The sequence below is a fragment of the Enterovibrio norvegicus FF-33 genome (assembly GCF_000286835.2).
Classification (GTDB): domain Bacteria; phylum Pseudomonadota; class Gammaproteobacteria; order Enterobacterales; family Vibrionaceae; genus Enterovibrio; species Enterovibrio norvegicus_A.
The window spans coordinates 651,079-671,095 of sequence record NZ_AJYD02000038.1; the positions used below are offsets into that span (position 1 = coordinate 651,079).

The following is a 20,017-nucleotide window of genomic DNA, read 5'->3' on the forward strand; positions in this document are numbered from 1 at the left end:
TTTCTAACACATTGACTCACTGATAATAAAACCCGATCTGGCGTTGATTTTTCCCCCGATTAACCACCAATGACAAGACCTAGTTGGCAATTTACTAAATAGCACTTGTCGAATTTCTTAGTCAGGTCAAGGCTTACGGTATGCCCGATTGTTCAACCCAGTAAACAGGTTAACTAAAATCGAATGAATCTTTTTGACTACGACACCCCTTTGTCTTGCGTTATTTTTGACTGTGACGGTACGCTGGTAGACAGTGAAGTCCTCAGTCAAATGGCCATGGTCGATGTATTCGCTCACTACGATATCGTGCTTGATTTACAAGAATGTTTAGATAATTTCCAAGGTGGGAAACTCGCTGATATTTTGCTTCAGACCTGTGAGCGATATGGGCTATTAATCTCTTTAGACGAGCTAGAGCCGCTGTATCGGAAAAAGTGCGAATCTTTATTTAAAACACACCTCACTCCAATTAATGGCGTGCCTGATTTACTCAACATGCTTGAAGAAGCCGGAGTCGATATGTGCGTGGCATCCAATGGCCCCGTAGAAAAAATGGAACTGTCGCTCGGCATGACAGGGTTACTTTCGCACTTTACAGGTCGGCTATTCAGCGCGTTTGATGCTAACAGCTGGAAACCTGCACCCGATTTACTTCACTATGCAGCGATGAATATGGCGGCTCCCACTGACCAATGTTTATTTGTGGATGATACAATTTTGGGGGTACAAGCAGGGGTAAATGCAGGTATGCGAACGGTGTATCTGAATGAGGGTAAGAAGATGCAAATTGATCACCCGTTAGTAACGTGTGTAAGCTCTATCAAAGAGCTCAAATCTCTCATGGCGAGTCTTCCTCTGTCTAATAGCTGGGCTTAGCTGGCGTATCTGAAACTATTGATGCGTGATCAGCAGTCCATCTTCTAACATTCGACCCAAGATTTCTGAACCCGATCCTGATGCAATACCCAGTACATCCTGGCTCAACTCTGTGAGCGATTTGTCATTAAACACAATAACTTGATCGGTGTTCTCACCGTCGCTCGCCACTGATAGTGTCGCTTTACCATTTTCGTCACTTAGAGATACCAAGTAATCATCAATGTTATCTGCATTTGCACCTTCGAGGAGATCAGACAAATCCAATTTATCAAACGCAACATCAAAGTCTGCAATCACGTCTGTCGCAAACGTGTCGGCATCGCCTTTAAGAAACGCAAATACATCTGCGCCCGTCCCGCCTGTTAGCGAATCGCTGCCCTTGCCACCCACAATCAGATCATCACCTAAGCCAGCATCAATGACATCAATACCCGCGCCACCGTAAATATGATCAGCACCCGCGTCGCCGCTGATGGTATCGTCCCCTTGATGACCCGCTAACAAATTCGCGTTGTCGTCACCCGTCAACTCAGTGGTATTGACAAGGTCGCTCAAATCTTCATTGGTGTTGTCTGCAAGGCGGATATCCAGCGTGCTTTCAAAACGCAAACCGCTGCTATCATTGACTAATTCATAGCTAAACGATTCCAGAACGTCGTTTTCAGTGACATCTGTCATCAATTGATAGCTGAAGTCTCCTTTTTTATGAGTGCCTTCATCTTCACCATAAATGGTCAGCGATCCATAGGGTGTTTCAATCAGCATGATGCCTTCTGCAGCGTTATAGATCGCTCCGTCAAAACTGACCGCAGACAGAGACCAATCGCCTGTAAGGTGATCATTATTAACCAGATTTCCTTCGGCAATATGCGCACCACTAACTTCACCACTGAGCCCAGCGGTCTGAACGGTTGCAACCAAACTGGTGGCGTCGTCAAAGCTTATCGTCAGCGTGGCTTGATCTAGGTTTGAATCGCTATCAACAACCGTGTAAATGAAAGCTTCATCCGTAAGGGACAGGGTTTCTAACGATCCATAAAGCGCTTCCACTAGCACATCGGTATTGTCTATCACTAAGTAGCGAAACGAGGTATTTTCTGTCGCCTCGATAGTCACATCGCTTCCGGTGTAGGTTGAAGACCCCTTACCCACTTGCTCGCCATCAGCGCCATACAAGTAGTAATCGAAGGTGTCGTCGGTATTGAGTCCACTCAGGGTCAAGATAGTCTGGTCAATTTCATCACGAAACCCATACACTAATGCGGCGTAATCTCCACCAGCAACAGCACCTTCAAAGGTAAAGTTGTCGGTATCCAAATCATCTATATCGATGTCTTTTAAAATCAGTTTGCCAGTGTCGAGCGTGATATGGGTATCATCACCGACTTGCTCCATCATGAGTTCATCGAATGTGTCGATTGAGGTGGCATTCTTGATGATGCTGCTGTCGTTACTGGTTTTGAAACCATTCACAGTGTCAGTGCCGGACTCAAACACCACCACATCAGGGCCATTGCCCAATGTTAGCGTGTCGTCACCTTCGCCACCGACAAGACGGTCTCCACCTCTGCCGCCGTCCAGAGTATCGTTCCCCGCATCACCATAAAGCACATCTTTGCCATTGCCACCGGAGAGAATGTCGTTACCTTCTCCGCCATGCAGCTCATCAACCCCGTTACCTCCTTCGATGTTATCGTTGCCACCATATCCGTAGAGAACGTCATCACCATTACCGCCATCAATCACATCGTCGCTGGTGTTGGCTGGAGCAGGATTGTCATCATGAATTTCTTGGTTTAAGAGGGTGTCCAAATCTAGCCCTGCAGCGGCATTGCCACCAAGGAAGATGTTTTGGTCTAAGCCGGCGCCATAGAAAGTCACGCCATTTGAGCTATCAAATGCCGCGATAAGCTCGCTCGCATAGAATTGAGTTTGAATGGATGAGATATAGGTGTAATTGCCGTCGTCCGTCATGGTGAAAGAACCAGACTCAGTCGCAATTGTCACGCTGCCTTCCGACAGCACGTAATCATCACCCAGATAGCTTACCTGCGTCACGGTAACACCATCGTGCACAGTATCGCTGCCATCGCCATTTAGCCCTGAGATCACATTGCCAGTAATAGTACCTAGTGCTGTAATCTCATCTTGGTCATCTGCCGCCACAATATCTTCAATACGTGTCACGGACACAGTGGCAGACGCTTCTGTGGTCGTTGTACCATCGTTTGCTGTCACAGAGAAAGACATTGAGGTAAGCAAGGGGTCTGCACTGTCGCTGTTAATCGCAGCAACGCCTGTCGCAGTAAGCAACACTTGCGTGCCACTCAACACAAAGTAATTGCTATCGTTGTTAATGAGCGTAATCGATAACGCATCTTCATCCGCATCAGAGACGGTGAAGGTCGCCACCACATCGTTTTCTGACACGGACTCTTCGGTCAGATCGTTCACCGTGAGGCTAATCACAGGGGCATTGTCGTTGACACGATTCACCGTCACATCGGCGTCCACGCTGCTTTGACGGTCACCATCATCTGCCGTCACACTGAAACTGATGCTGTTCAGCTCTGCCACATCATCATTGATGGCAGCGACGCCATCAGCAGTCAATCGCACTTCATCCCCATCGATTTCTAGCCAATCCGCATTGGCAGTCATCAGGCTGTATTCCAGCGAATCTGAATCTAGATCTGATGCAACAATCGTTGCCAGCACTTGGCCTTCACTGACAGATTCTTCCATCGCGTCGGAGACATTCAACGTGATGGTTGGGTCGTTGTCGTTGACCCGATCAATGCTCACTGATTCTGTCGCTACCACGGAATAAGTGCCATCAGACGCTTGTACTGATAACGACATCGCCGTGAGAGGATCTACGCCATCTTGATTGATAGCAGCAACGCCTGTCGCAGTTAGATACACTTCGTTGCCGGTTAAAACGAAGTAGTCACTTTCGTTATTTGCTAACGTAAGGGTTATTGGGTCATTATCTGCATCGGTCGCTGTCACCGTGGCGACTAACGTCAATTCCGACACGTCTTCTTCCAGCAGTGAATTCACCGATATTGATACATTAGGTAAGTTGTCATTGGCGCGACCAACCAAAATCGTATCTGTCGCGGTCGTCTGATTTTCACCATCAGAAGCGGTGACAGATATCGACAAGCTGCGAATATCCAGCTCATCATCTTGAATCGCGTTTACACCTGCTTCTGTCAGCTGAACATTGCTACCGGAAATGACAAAGTAGCCGCTGTCATTATTCAACAGTGAGAACGTCAAATCGCCGCCATCGGCATCTGATGCCGTAAACGTCGCGATCGTTTGACCGACTGATACACTATCTTCCGTCACATCGCTCGCAATCACTGATATGTCAGGAGAGCTGTCGTTCACGCGCGTTACCACCACAAGATCGGAAGCACTGGTCTGAAAGTCTCCGTCACTCACCGTAATATTGACGGCAATCGCCTCGATAGACAAAGCGTCGTTATTAATGGCAGCAACACCTTCCGCAGTCAACGTCACGTTACCGTCCTGTATTGACAGATAGCCATCATCATTGTCAGTGAGGGTAAAGGTGAGAGTATTTCCATCTGCGTCATTGGCCGTGTAGGTTGCCAATACCATGCCTTCGGAGACCGCGTCTTCCGTCACATTGACTGCGTCCACAGTGAGAGTAGGCACGTTATCGTTCACTTTATTCACGGTAATCGTACCGCTGATTTGTTCAACCAAATCACCATCGCTGGCTTCAACGACGATTTCCAACGCATCAAGTCCGAGCGCATCATCATTGATGGCGTCCACCCCGATTTGCGTTAGAACGACCTGCCCGTCTTCAATGCGGAAATAACTGGCTTCATTGTTAAGCAAGTTAACCGTCACAGCATCATTATTGACATCCGTCGCCGTGATCGTTGCAACTGACTGCCCTTCAGATACCGACTCTTCAGTGACGTTATTCAATGCGAGCGTCACTGCGGGTGCATTATTGCCAGAGTCAGAATCTGAAGGATCAGTGGGTTCTGATGACGGAGATGGCTCTGGGTTTGTGGGCACAGGCGTTGGGGACGCAGAGGTGGTAATGTCTGGCGTTGTAATGGAAGCCGTAGACTCTTCGTTTGCCTCGCTTTGATTCAGACGATCAAGAAAAAATCGTTGTAAGGTAGACAAAGAACCTAGTTGCTGCGTCGTGAAATTGTTAATAGACAGGGGCTCAACGCTTTGGTTCTCCTCCCCTTTAGCCTCTTGCAATAGCTCTCCCAAACCAGGGCGGCCACTGCCTGCAGCTTGTACGATCACATTGCCAGCGCCAAAAAACACGGACGAGCTGCTTTGCTCTCCCGCTGCAGGATCCGCGCCTTCTGTTGGGTCATCACCTTCTTCGACACCACGCTTCAGGGCATTTACATCGTTGTCAGACTCTGGGGGAGGTTCGAAAAGAAAGCCGCTATTTGGGCCAAGTCGTATCTCACGGTCGCCGTTTTCTTTTAGCACGGCACCGCCATTTTCGGTCACAAGCACTTCATCGGGCTTCAGCTCTGCATATTGCTCTGCCGCCCTCACACTTCCATCTGCGGCAAAAATCAGTGCATTGCCTTCAAGTTGTGTAATGATTAATTTGCTTGCCATATCAACGCCCTCAGCCTTTTCTTAACTCACGGGTTAAACGGTGCAACAAAAAAATAGGTCGCTAGACGCATTTGCCCATTAGTAACTGTAGCCCATGAATCTCGCTTTTGAGTTATCTGTTAATAATTCAATACTCATGCTAGGCATGAGAAAAGTATGAGTAAATCAGTCCACTCACACTAACCCTATGATTGAAATAAAAAAGGGGATGCTTTCGCATCCCCCCTTTTCTGCTTCATGAATTCTTTTTGAAGAATTCAATTCAATGTTGAGTTATGGCAGTGTCTTTAAGCTCTGTTCATAATCATCAAATTTTTGCATGACTGTATCCGCTGCACCGCCTGTCATTTTGCTTATCGAGATAATGGCAACAGAAGCGAAAATGAATCCAGGTACGATTTCGTAGATATCGAAAATGCCGCCCGAGATTTGTTTCCAAACAACCACAGTCACGCCACCGATGATAACCCCAGCGAGTGCGCCATTGCGGTTCATATCTTTCCAGAACAAGCTCAACAGCAGCGCAGGACCAAAGGCTGCACCAAATCCTGCCCACGCGTATGACACTAAGCCAAGCACCGAACTTTCTGGGTTCATCGCCAGCGCCAATGCCACAACAGAAAGAACAACCACGGCGAAACGACCCACCATGACGACTTCTTTCGTTGATGCTTGCGGACGGAATACTTGTTTGTAGAAGTCTTCTGCCAATGCCGAAGAGGAAACTAACAATTGTGAATCTGCTGTACTCATCACCGCAGCCAAGATAGCCGCTAAAAGAATGCCGGCGATCACAGGGTGGAATGCCGCATTCACCAGATACATGAAAATGGTTTCGCCGTCAGCCAGTTCACCGCCAAGGTGTTGGTCAACATACAAGATTCCCACAAGACCGATCAGCACAGCACCCACCATAGAGATGGCACTCCAAACCACTGCGATATGACGCGCTGTCGTGATGTCTTTGTTGGTACGGGTAGCCTGAAAACGCGCCAAAATATGTGGTTGTCCGAAGTAACCCAGCCCCCACGCAACCAAAGAGATGATTGCAATCGCAGACAGAGGCTCACCGTTAATGTCATTCCAAAGCGTTAGCAATTCTGGATTTTTCGCTTCCAATGCCCCAGGCAGGTCAGTAAACGCAACGTCCATGGTCGCAATTGGCACAATCATCAGGGCCGCAGCCATCAACAAGCCCTGAACCAGATCGGTCCACGATACCGCCAAGAAACCACCGAACAAGGTGTAAGACACCACGCACACGGTGCCAACAACAACTGCGGTACTGTAATCAAGGCCGAACACGGTTTCAAACAGCTTGCCACCAGCAACCAGACCAGAGCTGGTGTAGAAAAGGAAGAACAGCAAAATGAAGAACGCGGAAATGGTTTGCAGTAACTTGGATTTGTCTTCAAAGCGACGCGACAAAAACTCTGGAATGGTCAGCGCATTATCAACTTCAATACTGTAGGTGCGAAGTCGCTTGGCGCATATCAGCCAGTTTAAGTAAGTGCCTGCTAACAAACCCGCCGCCAGCCACAAGGATTCGATGCCAGCGGCATAAGCATAACCCGGTAAACCAAGCAGCAACCAGCCACTCATGTCAGATGCGCCGGCAGAAATAGCCGCAGGCCAAGGGCCCAGCGATCGACCGCCAAGGAAGTAGTCTTCCGAGCTGGATGTACGTTTGTAGGCATAAATGCCAATGCCAAGCATAAGAACCAGGTACACGATAAACGTGGCGCTGATTGCAACGCTGTTTTCAATCATTCTATTTCCCTCAATGCGCGAGCGCCAAAATAAGACGCCCAATTTTTGTTGGTTTTAATGTTCACCACTGCCGAGTTCTAACAAGGTGGCATTGCCCCCTACAGCAGTAATATTTATGGTTCGCGTTCGCTCTGTAATAAAACGAAGCAGATAGGTTGGCGAGGCCACGATAGGCAGCAGGTCGGCATTGTTCTCAGCGACAAATTGGACCAACACACCGTCTCGGGCAGCCAAGGTTCGGTTCATTTCAATCAAAAGTGCATCACTGGCCACGGCGGCCACCCCACAAAGAGGTGCGTCCGCTAAGGCGCTGTCAACGTGATTGAGATCGATCGTGGGCACGAGTCGGTCAGATACGCTTGTTTTGACCAAGTCAGCCAGCAGGGCGTCTGTGTCGTGACGCAATGCAGCAGGTACAGCCACCAACGCACAGTTTCCTGCAACCAAGGTTGCCGTCAGCTGTCCGGCTAGAGCCGTCAGTGACAAGCTGTCGTCACCCGTGATCAGGAATAAGCCTCGACCTGCGGTATACAGTTCATTGGTTTCCCCTGTCGGGCCTGGCATATCGTGTACTGGCTCTAACAAAGCTTCGGCGTGTTGCAAATGAAAACGAATCATTTGTGCGGCGGTTTCAAAAACATCTCCACGCTGTTCTACATTGTCAGCCCAAGCAGTCAGTAACACTCGACGAGCTGCCACACCCATGCCATTCCACTCTTCCCAGACCGCTAGACTCTGTGCCGCCAAGCGCGTTGTTTCTGTCATATTCTGTATTCCTTGAACCTTGCTCATGCCACAACCTCCTCTTTGGTGAAGCGGTAGAGATAGTGCGGACCACCCGCTTTCGGACCCGTGCCTGATAGGCCTTGTCCACCAAAGGGTTGCACGCCAACCACCGCGCCAACTTGATCACGGTTGATATAGCAGTTACCCACTTTTGCGCGTGATTCAATATGCCGATAGGTGTTTTCGTTGCGGCTGTGAACACCCAGCGTCAACCCAAAGCCTGCATGATTAATGTCATCAATCACACGATCAAGATGATCAGCGTGATAACGCACCACATGGAGAATCGGGCCAAAGTGCTCTTGAGTCAGCTGTGTAATACTGTTGATTTCAAAGGCCACGGGAGCAATGTAAGTGCCTATTCGCGTTTCACTGCCCATCGGCGCTTTAGCGATGAAGTTGCTGGTTTTAAATAGCTCATTAACGTGATTTTGCAGCTTTTGCTGCGCTAATTCGTCAATCACTGGACCGACATCGGTGGAATGCAGATAAGGTAAACCTACCCGCATTTCTGCCATCGCGCCCTTAATCAAACCAATCACGCGATCAGCGACGTCTTGTTGGACATACAACACACGAAGGGCGGAGCAACGCTGCCCTGCAGAAGCAAATGCTGAACGAATCACATCTCGAGTCACCTGCTCTGGCAATGCAGTGCTGTCCACGATCATGGCATTTTGCCCGCCCGTCTCTGCGATAAATGGCACCGGAAGCGCGTGACGAGAAGCCAGCGTTTGGTTAATGCGCTGCGCGGTTGGCGTTGAGCCCGTGAAAGCAACCCCCGCAATGCGATCATCACCCGTCAATGCACTACCTACCACTGCGCCACTGCCCGGAAGCAGGTGGATCACGCCTTTCGGTATGCCCGTTTCCAGCAGTAATTCAATGGTGCGGAATGCAATCAACGACGTTTGCTCTGCGGGCTTGGCCACGACGGTATTCCCCGTTACCAAGGCCGCTGAAATTTGACCGATAAATATGGCTAGCGGAAAGTTCCAAGGGCTAATGCAGGTAAAAACACCTCGGCCTTCACGACGGAGTATCGCCGTCTTGCCATCAAAGCGCGTAAAGGTTTGGAGATCGCTTATCACTTGCTCGGCTTGCACTGGGTAGTAACGGAGAAAATCGACCGCTTCGCGCACTTCATCAATGCTGTCATGAATGGTTTTACCCGCTTCACGGTGACAAAGCGCGACCAACTCGCCCAAGTTCTCTTCCAGCTTGTCCGCAAGTAGAAGTAGGTACTTACCTCTTTCTGCCGTCGGCAAGGTACGCCAAGCTTCTGTGTTGTCAGCAGCAACAGAAAGTGCAGTATCAACATCATGGGCATTCGCCCAACGAATAACGCCGACGTCAATGCGATGATCATAAGGCGCGACCACGTTGTGCTCACCACCTAACAAGCGTTCGCCATTGATAATAGGGCCGGCCTGCCATTGCGTGGCCATGAAGCGTTGAACACTGGCATCAAACGTTTGCCATTCGCTTTCAATGTCGATAGCGACGCCCTTTGAGTTCCTGCGCGATTCACCGAAAATCTCATTCGGCATAGGAATACGTGGGTTATGAAGCGTTGGGCGTGATGCCAGCATGTCGACAGGATGCGACGTCAAGTCACTGACTGGGCAACGTGCATCGACCAAACGGTGAACAAACGAACTGTTAGCGCCATTTTCGAGCAAGCGACGAACGAGATACGGCAGAAGGTCTTTGTGACTGCCTACAGGTGCGTAGATACGGACAGATTGGCCAAACATGGCGTGTGCATGGGCATAAAGCGCATCGCCCATGCCATGAAGACGCTGGAATTCATAATCATCATGGCAAGCCATGGCATGAATCGCTGCAACGGTTTGGGCGTTATGGCTAGCAAATTGCGGGAAAATTAGGCCACTAACGTGCTGAGACAGGAGAAACCGGGCACAAGCAAGATACGCAACATCCGTACCCTCTTTGCGGGTGTAGACCGGGTAGCCCGGTAAGCCGTTTTGCTGTGACAGCTTAATTTCGCTGTCCCAATACGCCCCTTTGACCAAGCGCATCGGGATCTTGGTGTTGTTTTCGCGAGCTAGAGCGGCAAGCCAAACGATGACAGGGAGAGCACGTTTTGAGTAAGCCTGAACAACCAGACCAAACTGTCCCCACCCTTTGATGTGTTCATGGGTGAACAGTTTTTCGAACAGTTTTAGCGACAGCTCAAGGCGATCCGCTTCTTCTGCATCAATCGTGATCGCAACATTTAGCTCACGAGCGCGTTTGAGCAACCCCAGCACAGTGTCAAACATCTCGCTCAGAACGCGATCTTCATTGGCCACTTCATAACGCGGGTGGAGCGCAGAGAGTTTAATCGAAACCGATGGCGTCGGTGCGCCACCCACTTGAAGATGCTGTGCGACTGTTTCAATCGCCTGCATGTAGTCATTCAGATATTTCTGCGCATCTTGCGTGGTCAGCGCAGCTTCGCCAAGCATGTCAAAAGAGTATGAAAAACCTTTTTGACGCAGTGGCTTGCCATTATCCAGCGCTTCATTGATGTTACGACCCAGCACAAACTGGTGTCCCATCACTTTCATTGCTTGATGCATAGCCTGGCGGATCACTGGCTCAGACATCTTGTTCACAAAGCGGTTTATCACCTTACTGGGACCGCCTTCCTCGCGTTCATCCAAATTGACGACTTTCCCCGTCAACATCAGACCCCACGTTGAGGCATTAACAAATAACGAGTCAGAGCCTTTAAGATGGGCCTTCCAATCCGCCACGCCTAACTTGTCACGGATCAATGCATCTGCGGTTTTCTTATCCGGCACTCGCATCAAGGCTTCGGCCAAACACATCAGCAAAATGCCTTCTCGGGTGTCCAGACTGTATTCTAGGAGCAGCGCATCAATCATCTGCACCGCTTTTTTATCTGCACGCACCCGCTCAATAAGCTCAGTGGCACGTGCTTCTGCTTCACTGCGTTCCTGCGCCGATGGCGTTGCCAACGGAATCAATGATTCAAGTAGCGTACTTTCGTCCACGCAGTAGTGGGCAGAAATAGCCGGCCACAGATCTTTCGATGGTTGCTCAAGATAGCTTGGCACCAACACATCGGTCGCTTTCAACATAAGCAGATTCCTCTCTCCTTGAAACCACGAGGCAGTGGTAAATGTTACTAATATGTTAGATTAGCGACCGATTCTAGGTGTGATATGACGGGGAGTCTTTCAAAATTCTGCGGCATTATTGCAAAAAACTCCGATGATTAACAAACAGAGAACCACTGCCTTTATCAAGGCATAACAATTTATTTCATATCTAATGATTTAGATCAGTGTTGTTGGCGGAAGCGAGATGGCGACATGCCAAAGTATCGGGAGAATGCAGAGGTAAAGCCGCTCTGGGAGGAGAACCCACAGCTGTCTGATATCTGGGTAAGATTGAGTTCGCTGGTACAAAGCAGTTCTTGTGCAAGGTCAAAGCGTTTTTTCAGCACGTACTGATGCGGCGTCATGCCCACTTGGGCTTTAAATAGCTGATGGAACTGACTTTCTGCCAGGAATACCGAGCCTGCCATTTGCGCCACACTGATCTTACGGCTGATATGTTGACGGATATAAAGGTCGATAATATCCATGTTAAGCCGATGACCCTGGCGGCGCGGTGCAAGCTGGTCACGAAAGTGTCGCTCCATGACGCAAAGTAAGGTATCCGCGCAGGCTCTACCCAATATAAGGTCATCGGGATTGGCGACCATTTCAGCTGTCAACGCTTTCACTAATACCTGCGCTTGGCTATCCAGTTGAAAATACGCGTCGCGCTGAAACAAGGTATCGACCTTCTGTTTCATGCTCAGCTCACCCATCAGCACCGCATCTGGCAAGTTGATCACCAAAATCTCGTTGTGACCACGCCCAGAGAACGCATGAAGCTCGGACTCAGACACCAGGCAACCTTGACCCGGCCCGACAAGACTGCCGCGCCCAGAAAGCTCAAACTCTGTTTGGCCTTGCAACCCAATCACTACCTGACGGTAGTCGTGCGCATGCAACGACGGATGGTTGGGTAATGCCATGACTTGCGAGTGCTTCAATTCAGATGCCATAGGATAATGATAGATGACTTAACTGCTTCTATTCTGCCACGCTATCCCTGAAAACAAGAAGTAAAATCGCTACGGAAAGATGATCAAGAGATGGTCAAACTACGGGCAATGTCATTTGGATTGTGATTTTGTGCATGATCTCAACAAAATTTGGCTGTAGATCTCAGTGGCATTCAAGTTCACGAATCAAAGACCAAATAGGGAAAAATCATTAATCACATAAAAACAAAAACTTAAATTAGTTTAAGTTGAATGTAGTGGCAAATACATCGCTTGATCATGCTTTCGATACTTTCTTGTCATGATCACGCCATGATCATCGTTCCGATGAAAAAGATCCTTCGTTTTTCATATTCACGTTAAGCATCCCGCGGAATTAACATTATTTCCCAAAACGTCAAAATTATGACGCCAAATAATAATTATGCGTCAATAATTACCTTATTCTATCCATCATTAAGTGAGCATCACCCTCTATTTATGGCTTAATCTAAATAAGGGTAAAAATTACTGAGCTATTAATCAAAAGATAGAGATTGATTAATAACGATAAGCATCAAATAATGAGTAACATGGACGAGCTAAATAGCACATACGTGTTAATCTAGCTATTTGGGACAAAGCTTTTCTATTGAAATTCTGAGAATAAGCAAGGGACATATGAAAAGTAATCGCATCACCGCGTTGGTATTCGCGTTATCGCCGATACTTCTTAGTGGTCAATCGCTTGCCAATGACACCAATGTAGCAACCAATGATCCGGTCGTTGCTCTGGAGCAGAAGCTAGCTGATAAAAGAAGTGAAATAGGCTTACACGCTGAAAACCTCCAGACGCAAAGAGATAAACTGGATGCTTTGCTCGCAGAACGAGAGTCATTAGCAAGTAAAGCGATTGAACTAGAGAAGAGACGGACAATGGCGCAAGAGCGTCTTGATGAACAATTCCGTCGCCTAATCGAAAATCCGGATACTGACCTCACGCAGTATAAAAATGATTATCAATCAGCATGGAAAGCTGTAAAAGAAAATCAAACATCGACGCTTCAAAATGATCAAGTTGTCGCTGAACAAACACGTATTGTTGAAGGTGAAAACCGCCAGAAACAACTGTTGGTAAGCGCACTCGACAATTTGCAAGAATCGAAAAAAGAAGCGCGCGTGAAACGTCTTCGTCAAGAATTGACGTTTGCCGATACCATTGAAGTCGTGCATACCATTACGTGTAGCGAGTCGATGACGCTGGCAGCATGTTCGAATCAGGGCAAAACCCTGACGATGCAAAAAGCGGTCAACACTTTCCAATCACACGTCTTAGATAAAGTAACGGAATCTTCTACCGCCAAGCTCAATGCCAACCGTGTCTCGTTCAACATTCATGTGATGAACAGTAACGTGGTAGATAGCGGCTTTAGTGGAAACAACCGTTATATCACCCGTATGCAAGCTGAAATGCGTAGCCAGCCTGACGAGAATGCTTCCTGTAAGCTACTCGATTTTGCTGAGCGCTATTGTGTTGAGAAATCATTCACTTCTGCCAAGGCTTCGCCAAAGCAGCAAGCTAAACGCTGGGTAAACGTAAAAATCCGCTCAAATCGCTTTGAAGATAACGTTACGATCAATGGCGTCACTTATGGTTCTACTCCGGTAGAAATCATGCTTCCAGCAGGCCAGCACCAGCTGACTGTCGAAAAGCCAGGGTTCGAAGCGTATAGCCGTCAAATGTACATGAACAAAGATTCTGTCGTTTGGGCGAGCTTAAGAGAGCAGGAGAACCGTCCTAAACCGGGAAAGCAATTCGCTGACAAACTCTCGAACAATCGTCAAGCACCCAAAATGGTGGTTATTGGTGCAGGCCAATACAACGTAGGTTTTGAAGCGAAACAACCTGTGCTTGTCGACCAACCTTTCTCCATTGCTGCTACGCCGGTAACAGTGAAACAATTTGGTGAGTTTGTCGCTACAACCGGTTATGTGACAGAAGCTGAAGAAGGGCAGGGTTGTACGTCTCTTGTGAACGGCGAACCGAAACAACTACTGAACCATAACTGGCGCAAGCCAGGCTTTGAACAAGCTGATAACGCGCCTGTGGTATGCATTACCCGAGACGATGCACTGGCTTATTCAAAATGGTTAAGCAAGCAAACAGGTTTCGACTATACATTGCCTTCAGAAGTTCAGTGGGAAGTCGCTGCTCGTGCAGGCAGTGCGTCAGACTTTTGGTGGGGTAACGACATCGGTGTTGGTAATGCCAATACCGGCTGGAGCGGAACCAGCTGGTCAAACAAAAGTACGTCACCAGTAGCCAGTTTTCCTGCCAATCCTTTCGGTATTTACGATACCGCAGGTAACGTTTGGGAATGGGCGGAAAGTCGGGCTCCCGTTGCTCGTGGAGGCGCTTGGAGCTTTTCACCAAGCAGTGCTCGTGTTGCCGAACGCTTAGAGCTGAAATCTGATTTAAGTGCCAACTATTTAGGGTTCCGTGTGGTAAGAAACATCTAGTTTAACCACCGTTTTCCTACTCAGTCCCTTTAAAGCCCGTCACATCACGTGACGGGCTTTTTCTTTGGTAAATAAAAATCACAAGAAATGCATAGAACACAAGACATACAAACCGGGATCTACATCCCCAATAAAAAACAAACTCGTCAATAAATCGAAAACTAGTACATTCCCCCCCTGCCCGACTTTCTAGCATCTGCGTATAGTAATAACTGAACAGCACATATTGCAGTATGATGCTGTTTCATCACTGAATTTACCTCGGTGACCCATTTATTCTCGATACATTTACCCAGATACTCGAGAGTAGATGGTCTCTTCTACACGTCGAACAGGACAATGCTCGTATGAGCAAAACTCTTGTCTTTACCGGCTCCCTACGAGCCGGTTTTTTTTCGCCTAAATCGCCCAAAATATGATACAGTCTCAAAAAATTGTAAACACTTACAATACACTGCAAGTTAAGGTATCCACCTAATCGTGTTATGAAAATATCTCCTCTCCCTCCTCTTAATGCCATCTTCGAACAAATGCCTGGCTGCTGGGGATGTAAAAACACCGACTCTACGTTTGTGCACGTTAACAAAGAATTTTCCGAGCTTGTCGGCGCGATATCACCGGATGCACTCGTCGGAAAAACAGATTTCGATATGTCTCAGCCGTTATCTGCTTATGCAAAGATCTTCCAACAACAAGACATACAGGTAATGAAATCAGGGCGTTGCATGCGTGTCCTTAACGTTCATCCTTATCCAGACGGTCAATGGCGAGCCCATATCTTTACCAAAGTGCCGTGGTATAGCGATAACGGACAGATCAAAGGCATTCTATTTCATGGACAAGCAGTGAATAACAGCGCGATGTTGGAAGTTGGGCAATGGATATGTAAAGCGATAGGGCATGAGCCACCCTGCCCACCGACGAAGGAGAGTGAACATTGTCATCAACCTCCGCTCACGCCCCGAGAATCAGAGGTGCTTTTTCTTCACCTTTATGGCAAGAAACCGCAGTCCATTGCCAAGATATTGGGCGTATCAGTAAAAACGGTCGAAAATCACTTTGCAAATCTCAGGATCAAACTGGGCGCTTCGAGTAAAACCGAGTTAGTCGATAAAGCCCTTGAATTAGGCATTGGATCCTGTATTCCTGACACCTTGCTGAGGCAGCAAATGGCATTGGTGATATCAGAATGAACCACTTCTGAATAGGAGAGCATAAAAGGGAAAATAGAGAGACAGTGACAAAAAAGCAGCTTACGCTGCTTTTTCAAAATAGGTTTCTAAACGGCAAGGCAATTACGGAGCAAGACGCTCTATCTCCCAATCACCCTCATTTTCTTCTTGGTAGATAAACCTGTCATGCAGGCGGTGCTCACCGCCTTGCCAAAATTCAACCGAAGAAGGCTTAACGCGAAAACCGCCCCAAAAAGTGGGTACCGGTACTTCACCCTTCTCAAACTGCTGTTTCAGCTCCATGTATTTGCTTTCAAGTGCGGTACGCGCAGTAATGCGTTCACTCTGACGGCTCGCCCATGCAGCAAGCTGGCTCTCTTTTGGGCGAGCAAGAAAGTACTTCATCACCTCAAGCTTGCTCAACTTTTCTGCCGTTCCGGTAATGTGTACCTGACGCTCCAACGGGTGCCATGGAAAATGTAAGCTGATACGCGCGTTATCAGCCAACTGCTTCGCTTTACGGCTACCAAGGTTGGTATAAAACACAAAGCCGCCATCATCCACATGCTTTAGCAGCACAATACGTTGAAAAGGCTGACCGTTTTCATCAACCGTGGCAACCGTCATTGCTGTAGGGTCAGGAAGCTTCGCTTCAATGGCTTGTTTGAGCCAATGTTCAAAGAATTGAACAGGGTTTTCAGGCAGGTCTTTGCGTCTCAATCCGCCTTGGTTATATTCTCTTCGAATATCATACAAATCCATTGTGGTGCTCCGAGTTCTGTTTTCGTCATTTTGAGGTGGCTGGACGCTTTTCTCAAGCGAATTTCATGGCTTTAAGTCTTGGTCGCGTTTGTAAGGTCCATAAACGCCACGCTGGTCCACTCGCCCATTTATAACCGTCATTTATCAGGGATGCTATGCGCCGACGTTTCTTTATTTCAATAGTGACTGTCATTGGTGTGCTTTTGACTTCTCTCGTCGCTGTTCTCACTTACTATTCCATCGAAAAGCGTTTTGATAGCGACATCAAAACAGATGTGTATCAGTTGCAAGAGAAACTCGCGGCGGAATTGGCTAGATACAGTGAAATTCCCGTTGTTCTCTCTGCCGATCCACGGTTGAAACGCATGTTGCGAGTCCCGAAAAGCACACGTCTTCTCACCAACACGAACCAATTACTGGCTGATTGGAATGCACGCCTAAATAGCGATGTCATCTATGTGATGGATCGTAACGGGCTAACCATCGCCTCAAGTAATTATCAAGAAGAAGGAAGCTTCGTCGGTCACAACTACAATTATCGTCCTTACTATCAGCAAGCTATTGAAGGTAATAAAGGGCGATACTACGCTTTGGGCGTGGTATCAGATAAGCGTGGCTATTACTTTTCATACCCAATATGGGATGGCGTCACAATCACTGGCGTACTGACGCTCAAAGTCGATCTCTCAATCATTGATCGTATCTGGGATCAACAGAAGTTTGATTACCTGATCGCAGACCCTCTAGGTGTTGTGTTTTATAGCTCTCGTGACGAATGGCTCTATCAATCCTTGTCGATACTCACTGAAAATCAAAAAAATGCAATTCGCGCATCGCGTCGCTACGGCGACTCGGCGCTCAGTAACCTAACTGACTATCAAGACATAGAAGAAACCAAGCCTTTGTCAGACCTGTCTTTAGGCATTATGGCCCAAGACAGAGAAAGCGTTTTGCTCTCAAGTACCGACCTGGGAAGCGCAGGATGGCGGATCTATGGTTTTATCCCTACTAGCAATATTTGGCCGGTGGTCATTCAAGCAACGCTGCTTTTTGCGACTTTCTATGCGCTGCTGATATTGGTGATCACCGCTTGGCTGCAAACGCTTAAAACACAAAGAAAACTCGCTATTCTCAATGATGAACTAGAGCAAAAAGTGGCTTCTCGCACAGCAACTCTCGAAGAAACCAACTCTGCGCTTCGTCTGAGTATTCAACAATACGAAGAGACGCAACAAGCGTTGCGCCAAACCGAGTCAGAACTCATTCAAGCCGCCAAGCTTGCCATGCTGGGAGAAATGTCCGCCAGCATTAATCACGAAATCAACCAACCTCTGGCAGCCATGCGTACTTACACTGAAAACAGCCTCAAGTTGATGCAAAAAGAACGCTATGACGCCGTCAATAGTAATTTAACCACGTTAAATGATCTGATAGGGCTCGTTGCGGAGATTGTGGCGCGATTTAAAATCTTTGCCCGCAAACAAAACGAAAGCAGCAAATCTCGAGCCTCTATAGACGATGTGGTGATGGCATCAATCCAACTTTCAGAAGCGAGCTTCAATAAAAATGGTATTCACATCAAATGCAATGTGCCAGAAGAAGGTCTTCGAGTGAATGCCGATACCGTCCAGCTTGAACAAGTGGTTCTTAACCTACTAAGTAATGCGTCCCAATCGGTCGCCAGCACAGCTTCTGCGCAGATTGGCATTACCGTCGAAACTCACCTCGATCGCGTGTCACTGCACGTTTGGGACAATGGCCCGGGGATGGATAACAACACGAAGAAGCAGATATTTGCGCCCTTCTATACCACCAAAAAAGAAGGGCTGGGCTTAGGTCTCACCATTTGTCGTCGAATCGTCGAAGGATTTGGCGGCAGTTTACAAGTGCGAGACCATACTTCTGGTGGCGCTGAGTTTATTGTCAACCTGCAACGGCTTTACGATGGGGATACGCCAATATGACGCACGAAATATGGATTATCGATGACGAACGATCTATCCGAGAAGCATTGAGTCAAACCTTGGAAATTGAAGGGTTCCAATCGCGTACCTTTTCCTCTGCCACCGAGGCATTGAGCCAACTCAACAGTTCCTTCGAAGGCGTCATAGTGTCTGACATCAACATGCCTATCATGGATGGCATGAGCTTTCTAACTAAAGCGCAGTCCGTCGATCCAGAACTGTCGGTTGTCATGTTAACGGGGCATGGTGATATCTCTACTGCCGTTTCCGCCATGCGAAAGGGCGCTTATGACTTCCTCGAAAAGCCTTTTTCAACGGATCACCTGCTAGATGTGCTGCGCCGTGGTATCGAAAAACGCCGCCTGGTGATGGAAAACCGCGAGTTAAAACGTGAACTCGAAACCCAAAGTGCACCCGGCCCGCGTATTCTTGGTAACTGCGAGTTGATAAAACAACTTAGGCGTTCAATATTCCATTTAAAAGACCAATCAGGGGATGTGTTGTTACAAGGCGAAAGAGGCACCGGAAAAGAGCTTGCTGCACGATTTCTTCACGATCATGGCAATCGACAAGATGAACCCTTCCTCTCATTCAAATGCCGACAAATACCCGAAGCCTTGATGGAAATCGAATTGTTTGGCACAGAGCAGAGCGCATTCACTGCTTTATCCACCTACAAAAACAGTAAAATTGCCGCGGCAGGAAAAGGCACCTTGTTTCTCGATGGGATCGAGGCACTCACCCCAAGTATGCAAGACAAAATAAGCGCCTTACTATCTTCGTCATCTCGACCTCGAATTATCGCATCAACAAGGGTTGATCTGCTTAATAGCACAAAGCAAAACATGTTTTCTCCCCCTCTATTTGATTCTATATCCATGACCACTTTGCACTTCCCACCATTGAGAGAGCGAGGAGATGATATCATTACGCTCTGCCAGAATTTTTTCCGAACCACAGCTTCGCGTTTCGGTATTGCCCCACCGAATTTAGATCTAGAACACAAAACCATGATCATGAACCATCGTTGGAATGGCAATGTACGCGAACTCAGAACCTTTGCAGAGCGTTGGGTATTGATGGGTGAGCAATCACTAGAAAACGATAGCCGCAGCGAACATGAAAAAGAACACGACTCACTGGGCGAGCGAATGCAAAAAGTTGAAAGAGCAATACTTTTTGATTCTCTCAATCGACACAACGGCATGCTCAAAGAAGTGCAAACAGAACTTGGACTTGCGCGAAAAACCCTATACGAAAAGCTCAAAAAACATCATCTAGACAAAGAAAACTTCAAGGGTTGAGTTCACCCCTTCAATTCCTCTACATCCCGCATTTTTACTGTGATCAACATTGATTCCAATATTCTCATTCATAAGAGTATTGAGACGAGTCACAGTCGGTAGACTGATTCAAATTAGTGAGAATCTAATAGATAAACTACTCTTACATAGTAAGTT

General features: G+C 47.7%; 11 protein-coding genes. 5 read left to right on the forward strand and 6 right to left on the reverse strand.

Features of this window, described 5'->3' with window-relative positions; translation table 11 throughout:
- Nucleotides 1–183 precede the first annotated feature (183 nt).
- Entirely contained in the window at nucleotides 184–876 is a 693-nt protein-coding gene (yieH, locus tag A1OO_RS11140; protein WP_016959903.1) for a 6-phosphogluconate phosphatase, read from the forward strand.
- 15 nt (nucleotides 877–891) lie between these two features.
- Here the strand turns inward: yieH and A1OO_RS11145 are convergent, their stop codons facing one another.
- The 5 genes from A1OO_RS11145 to A1OO_RS11165 form a co-directional block, all read right to left on the reverse strand.
- On the reverse strand, nucleotides 892–5,517 hold the full coding sequence (locus A1OO_RS11145; RefSeq protein ID WP_017003061.1) for a hypothetical protein: 4,626 nt from the start codon (nucleotides 5,515–5,517) through the stop codon (nucleotides 892–894).
- A 273-nt stretch (nucleotides 5,518–5,790) separates the two neighbouring features.
- The gene (gene putP, locus A1OO_RS11150; RefSeq protein ID WP_017003062.1) at nucleotides 5,791–7,287 is read right to left on the reverse strand and encodes a sodium/proline symporter PutP; all 1,497 of its coding nucleotides are present in this window, start codon (nucleotides 7,285–7,287) and stop codon (nucleotides 5,791–5,793) included.
- 54 nt (nucleotides 7,288–7,341) lie between these two features.
- Nucleotides 7,342–8,052 (reverse strand): hypothetical protein, encoded by a 711-nt coding sequence (locus A1OO_RS11155; RefSeq protein ID WP_017003063.1) that lies wholly within the window; start codon nucleotides 8,050–8,052, stop codon nucleotides 7,342–7,344.
- A gap of 23 nt (nucleotides 8,053–8,075) precedes the next feature.
- Nucleotides 8,076–11,183 carry a bifunctional proline dehydrogenase/L-glutamate gamma-semialdehyde dehydrogenase PutA gene (gene putA, locus A1OO_RS11160; protein ID WP_017003064.1) on the reverse strand — a complete coding sequence of 1,036 codons (3,108 nt, stop codon included), beginning with the start codon at nucleotides 11,181–11,183 and terminating at the stop codon, nucleotides 8,076–8,078.
- A gap of 203 nt (nucleotides 11,184–11,386) precedes the next feature.
- A complete protein-coding gene (locus tag A1OO_RS11165; protein ID WP_017003065.1) occupies nucleotides 11,387–12,160 on the reverse strand; it encodes a helix-turn-helix domain-containing protein in 774 nt (257 codons plus the stop codon).
- A 660-nt stretch (nucleotides 12,161–12,820) separates the two neighbouring features.
- On the opposite strand from A1OO_RS11165, the gene A1OO_RS11170 reads away from it, so the two are divergent.
- Complete coding sequence (locus A1OO_RS11170; protein ID WP_016959909.1) at nucleotides 12,821–14,659, forward strand: SUMF1/EgtB/PvdO family nonheme iron enzyme; 1,839 nt, start codon at nucleotides 12,821–12,823, stop codon at nucleotides 14,657–14,659.
- A gap of 485 nt (nucleotides 14,660–15,144) precedes the next feature.
- On the forward strand, nucleotides 15,145–15,852 hold the full coding sequence (locus A1OO_RS11175) for a helix-turn-helix transcriptional regulator (RefSeq protein WP_016959910.1): 708 nt from the start codon (nucleotides 15,145–15,147) through the stop codon (nucleotides 15,850–15,852).
- A 102-nt stretch (nucleotides 15,853–15,954) separates the two neighbouring features.
- Here A1OO_RS11175 and pdxH read toward each other — a convergent pair whose 3' ends face one another.
- Nucleotides 15,955–16,593, reverse strand: coding sequence for a pyridoxamine 5'-phosphate oxidase (gene pdxH, locus A1OO_RS11180; RefSeq protein WP_016959911.1), 639 nt, complete (start codon nucleotides 16,591–16,593; stop codon nucleotides 15,955–15,957).
- 155 nt (nucleotides 16,594–16,748) lie between these two features.
- Between pdxH and A1OO_RS11185 the strand changes: the two genes are divergently transcribed.
- Both A1OO_RS11185 and A1OO_RS11190 read left to right on the forward strand, forming a co-directional pair.
- Entirely contained in the window at nucleotides 16,749–18,557 is a 1,809-nt protein-coding gene (locus A1OO_RS11185; RefSeq protein WP_017003066.1) for a sensor histidine kinase, read from the forward strand.
- Nucleotides 18,554–19,861 (forward strand): sigma-54-dependent transcriptional regulator, encoded by a 1,308-nt coding sequence (locus tag A1OO_RS11190; protein WP_017003067.1) that lies wholly within the window; start codon nucleotides 18,554–18,556, stop codon nucleotides 19,859–19,861. The genes A1OO_RS11185 and A1OO_RS11190 overlap by 4 nt, the downstream gene beginning before the upstream one ends.
- Nucleotides 19,862–20,017 lie beyond the last annotated feature (156 nt).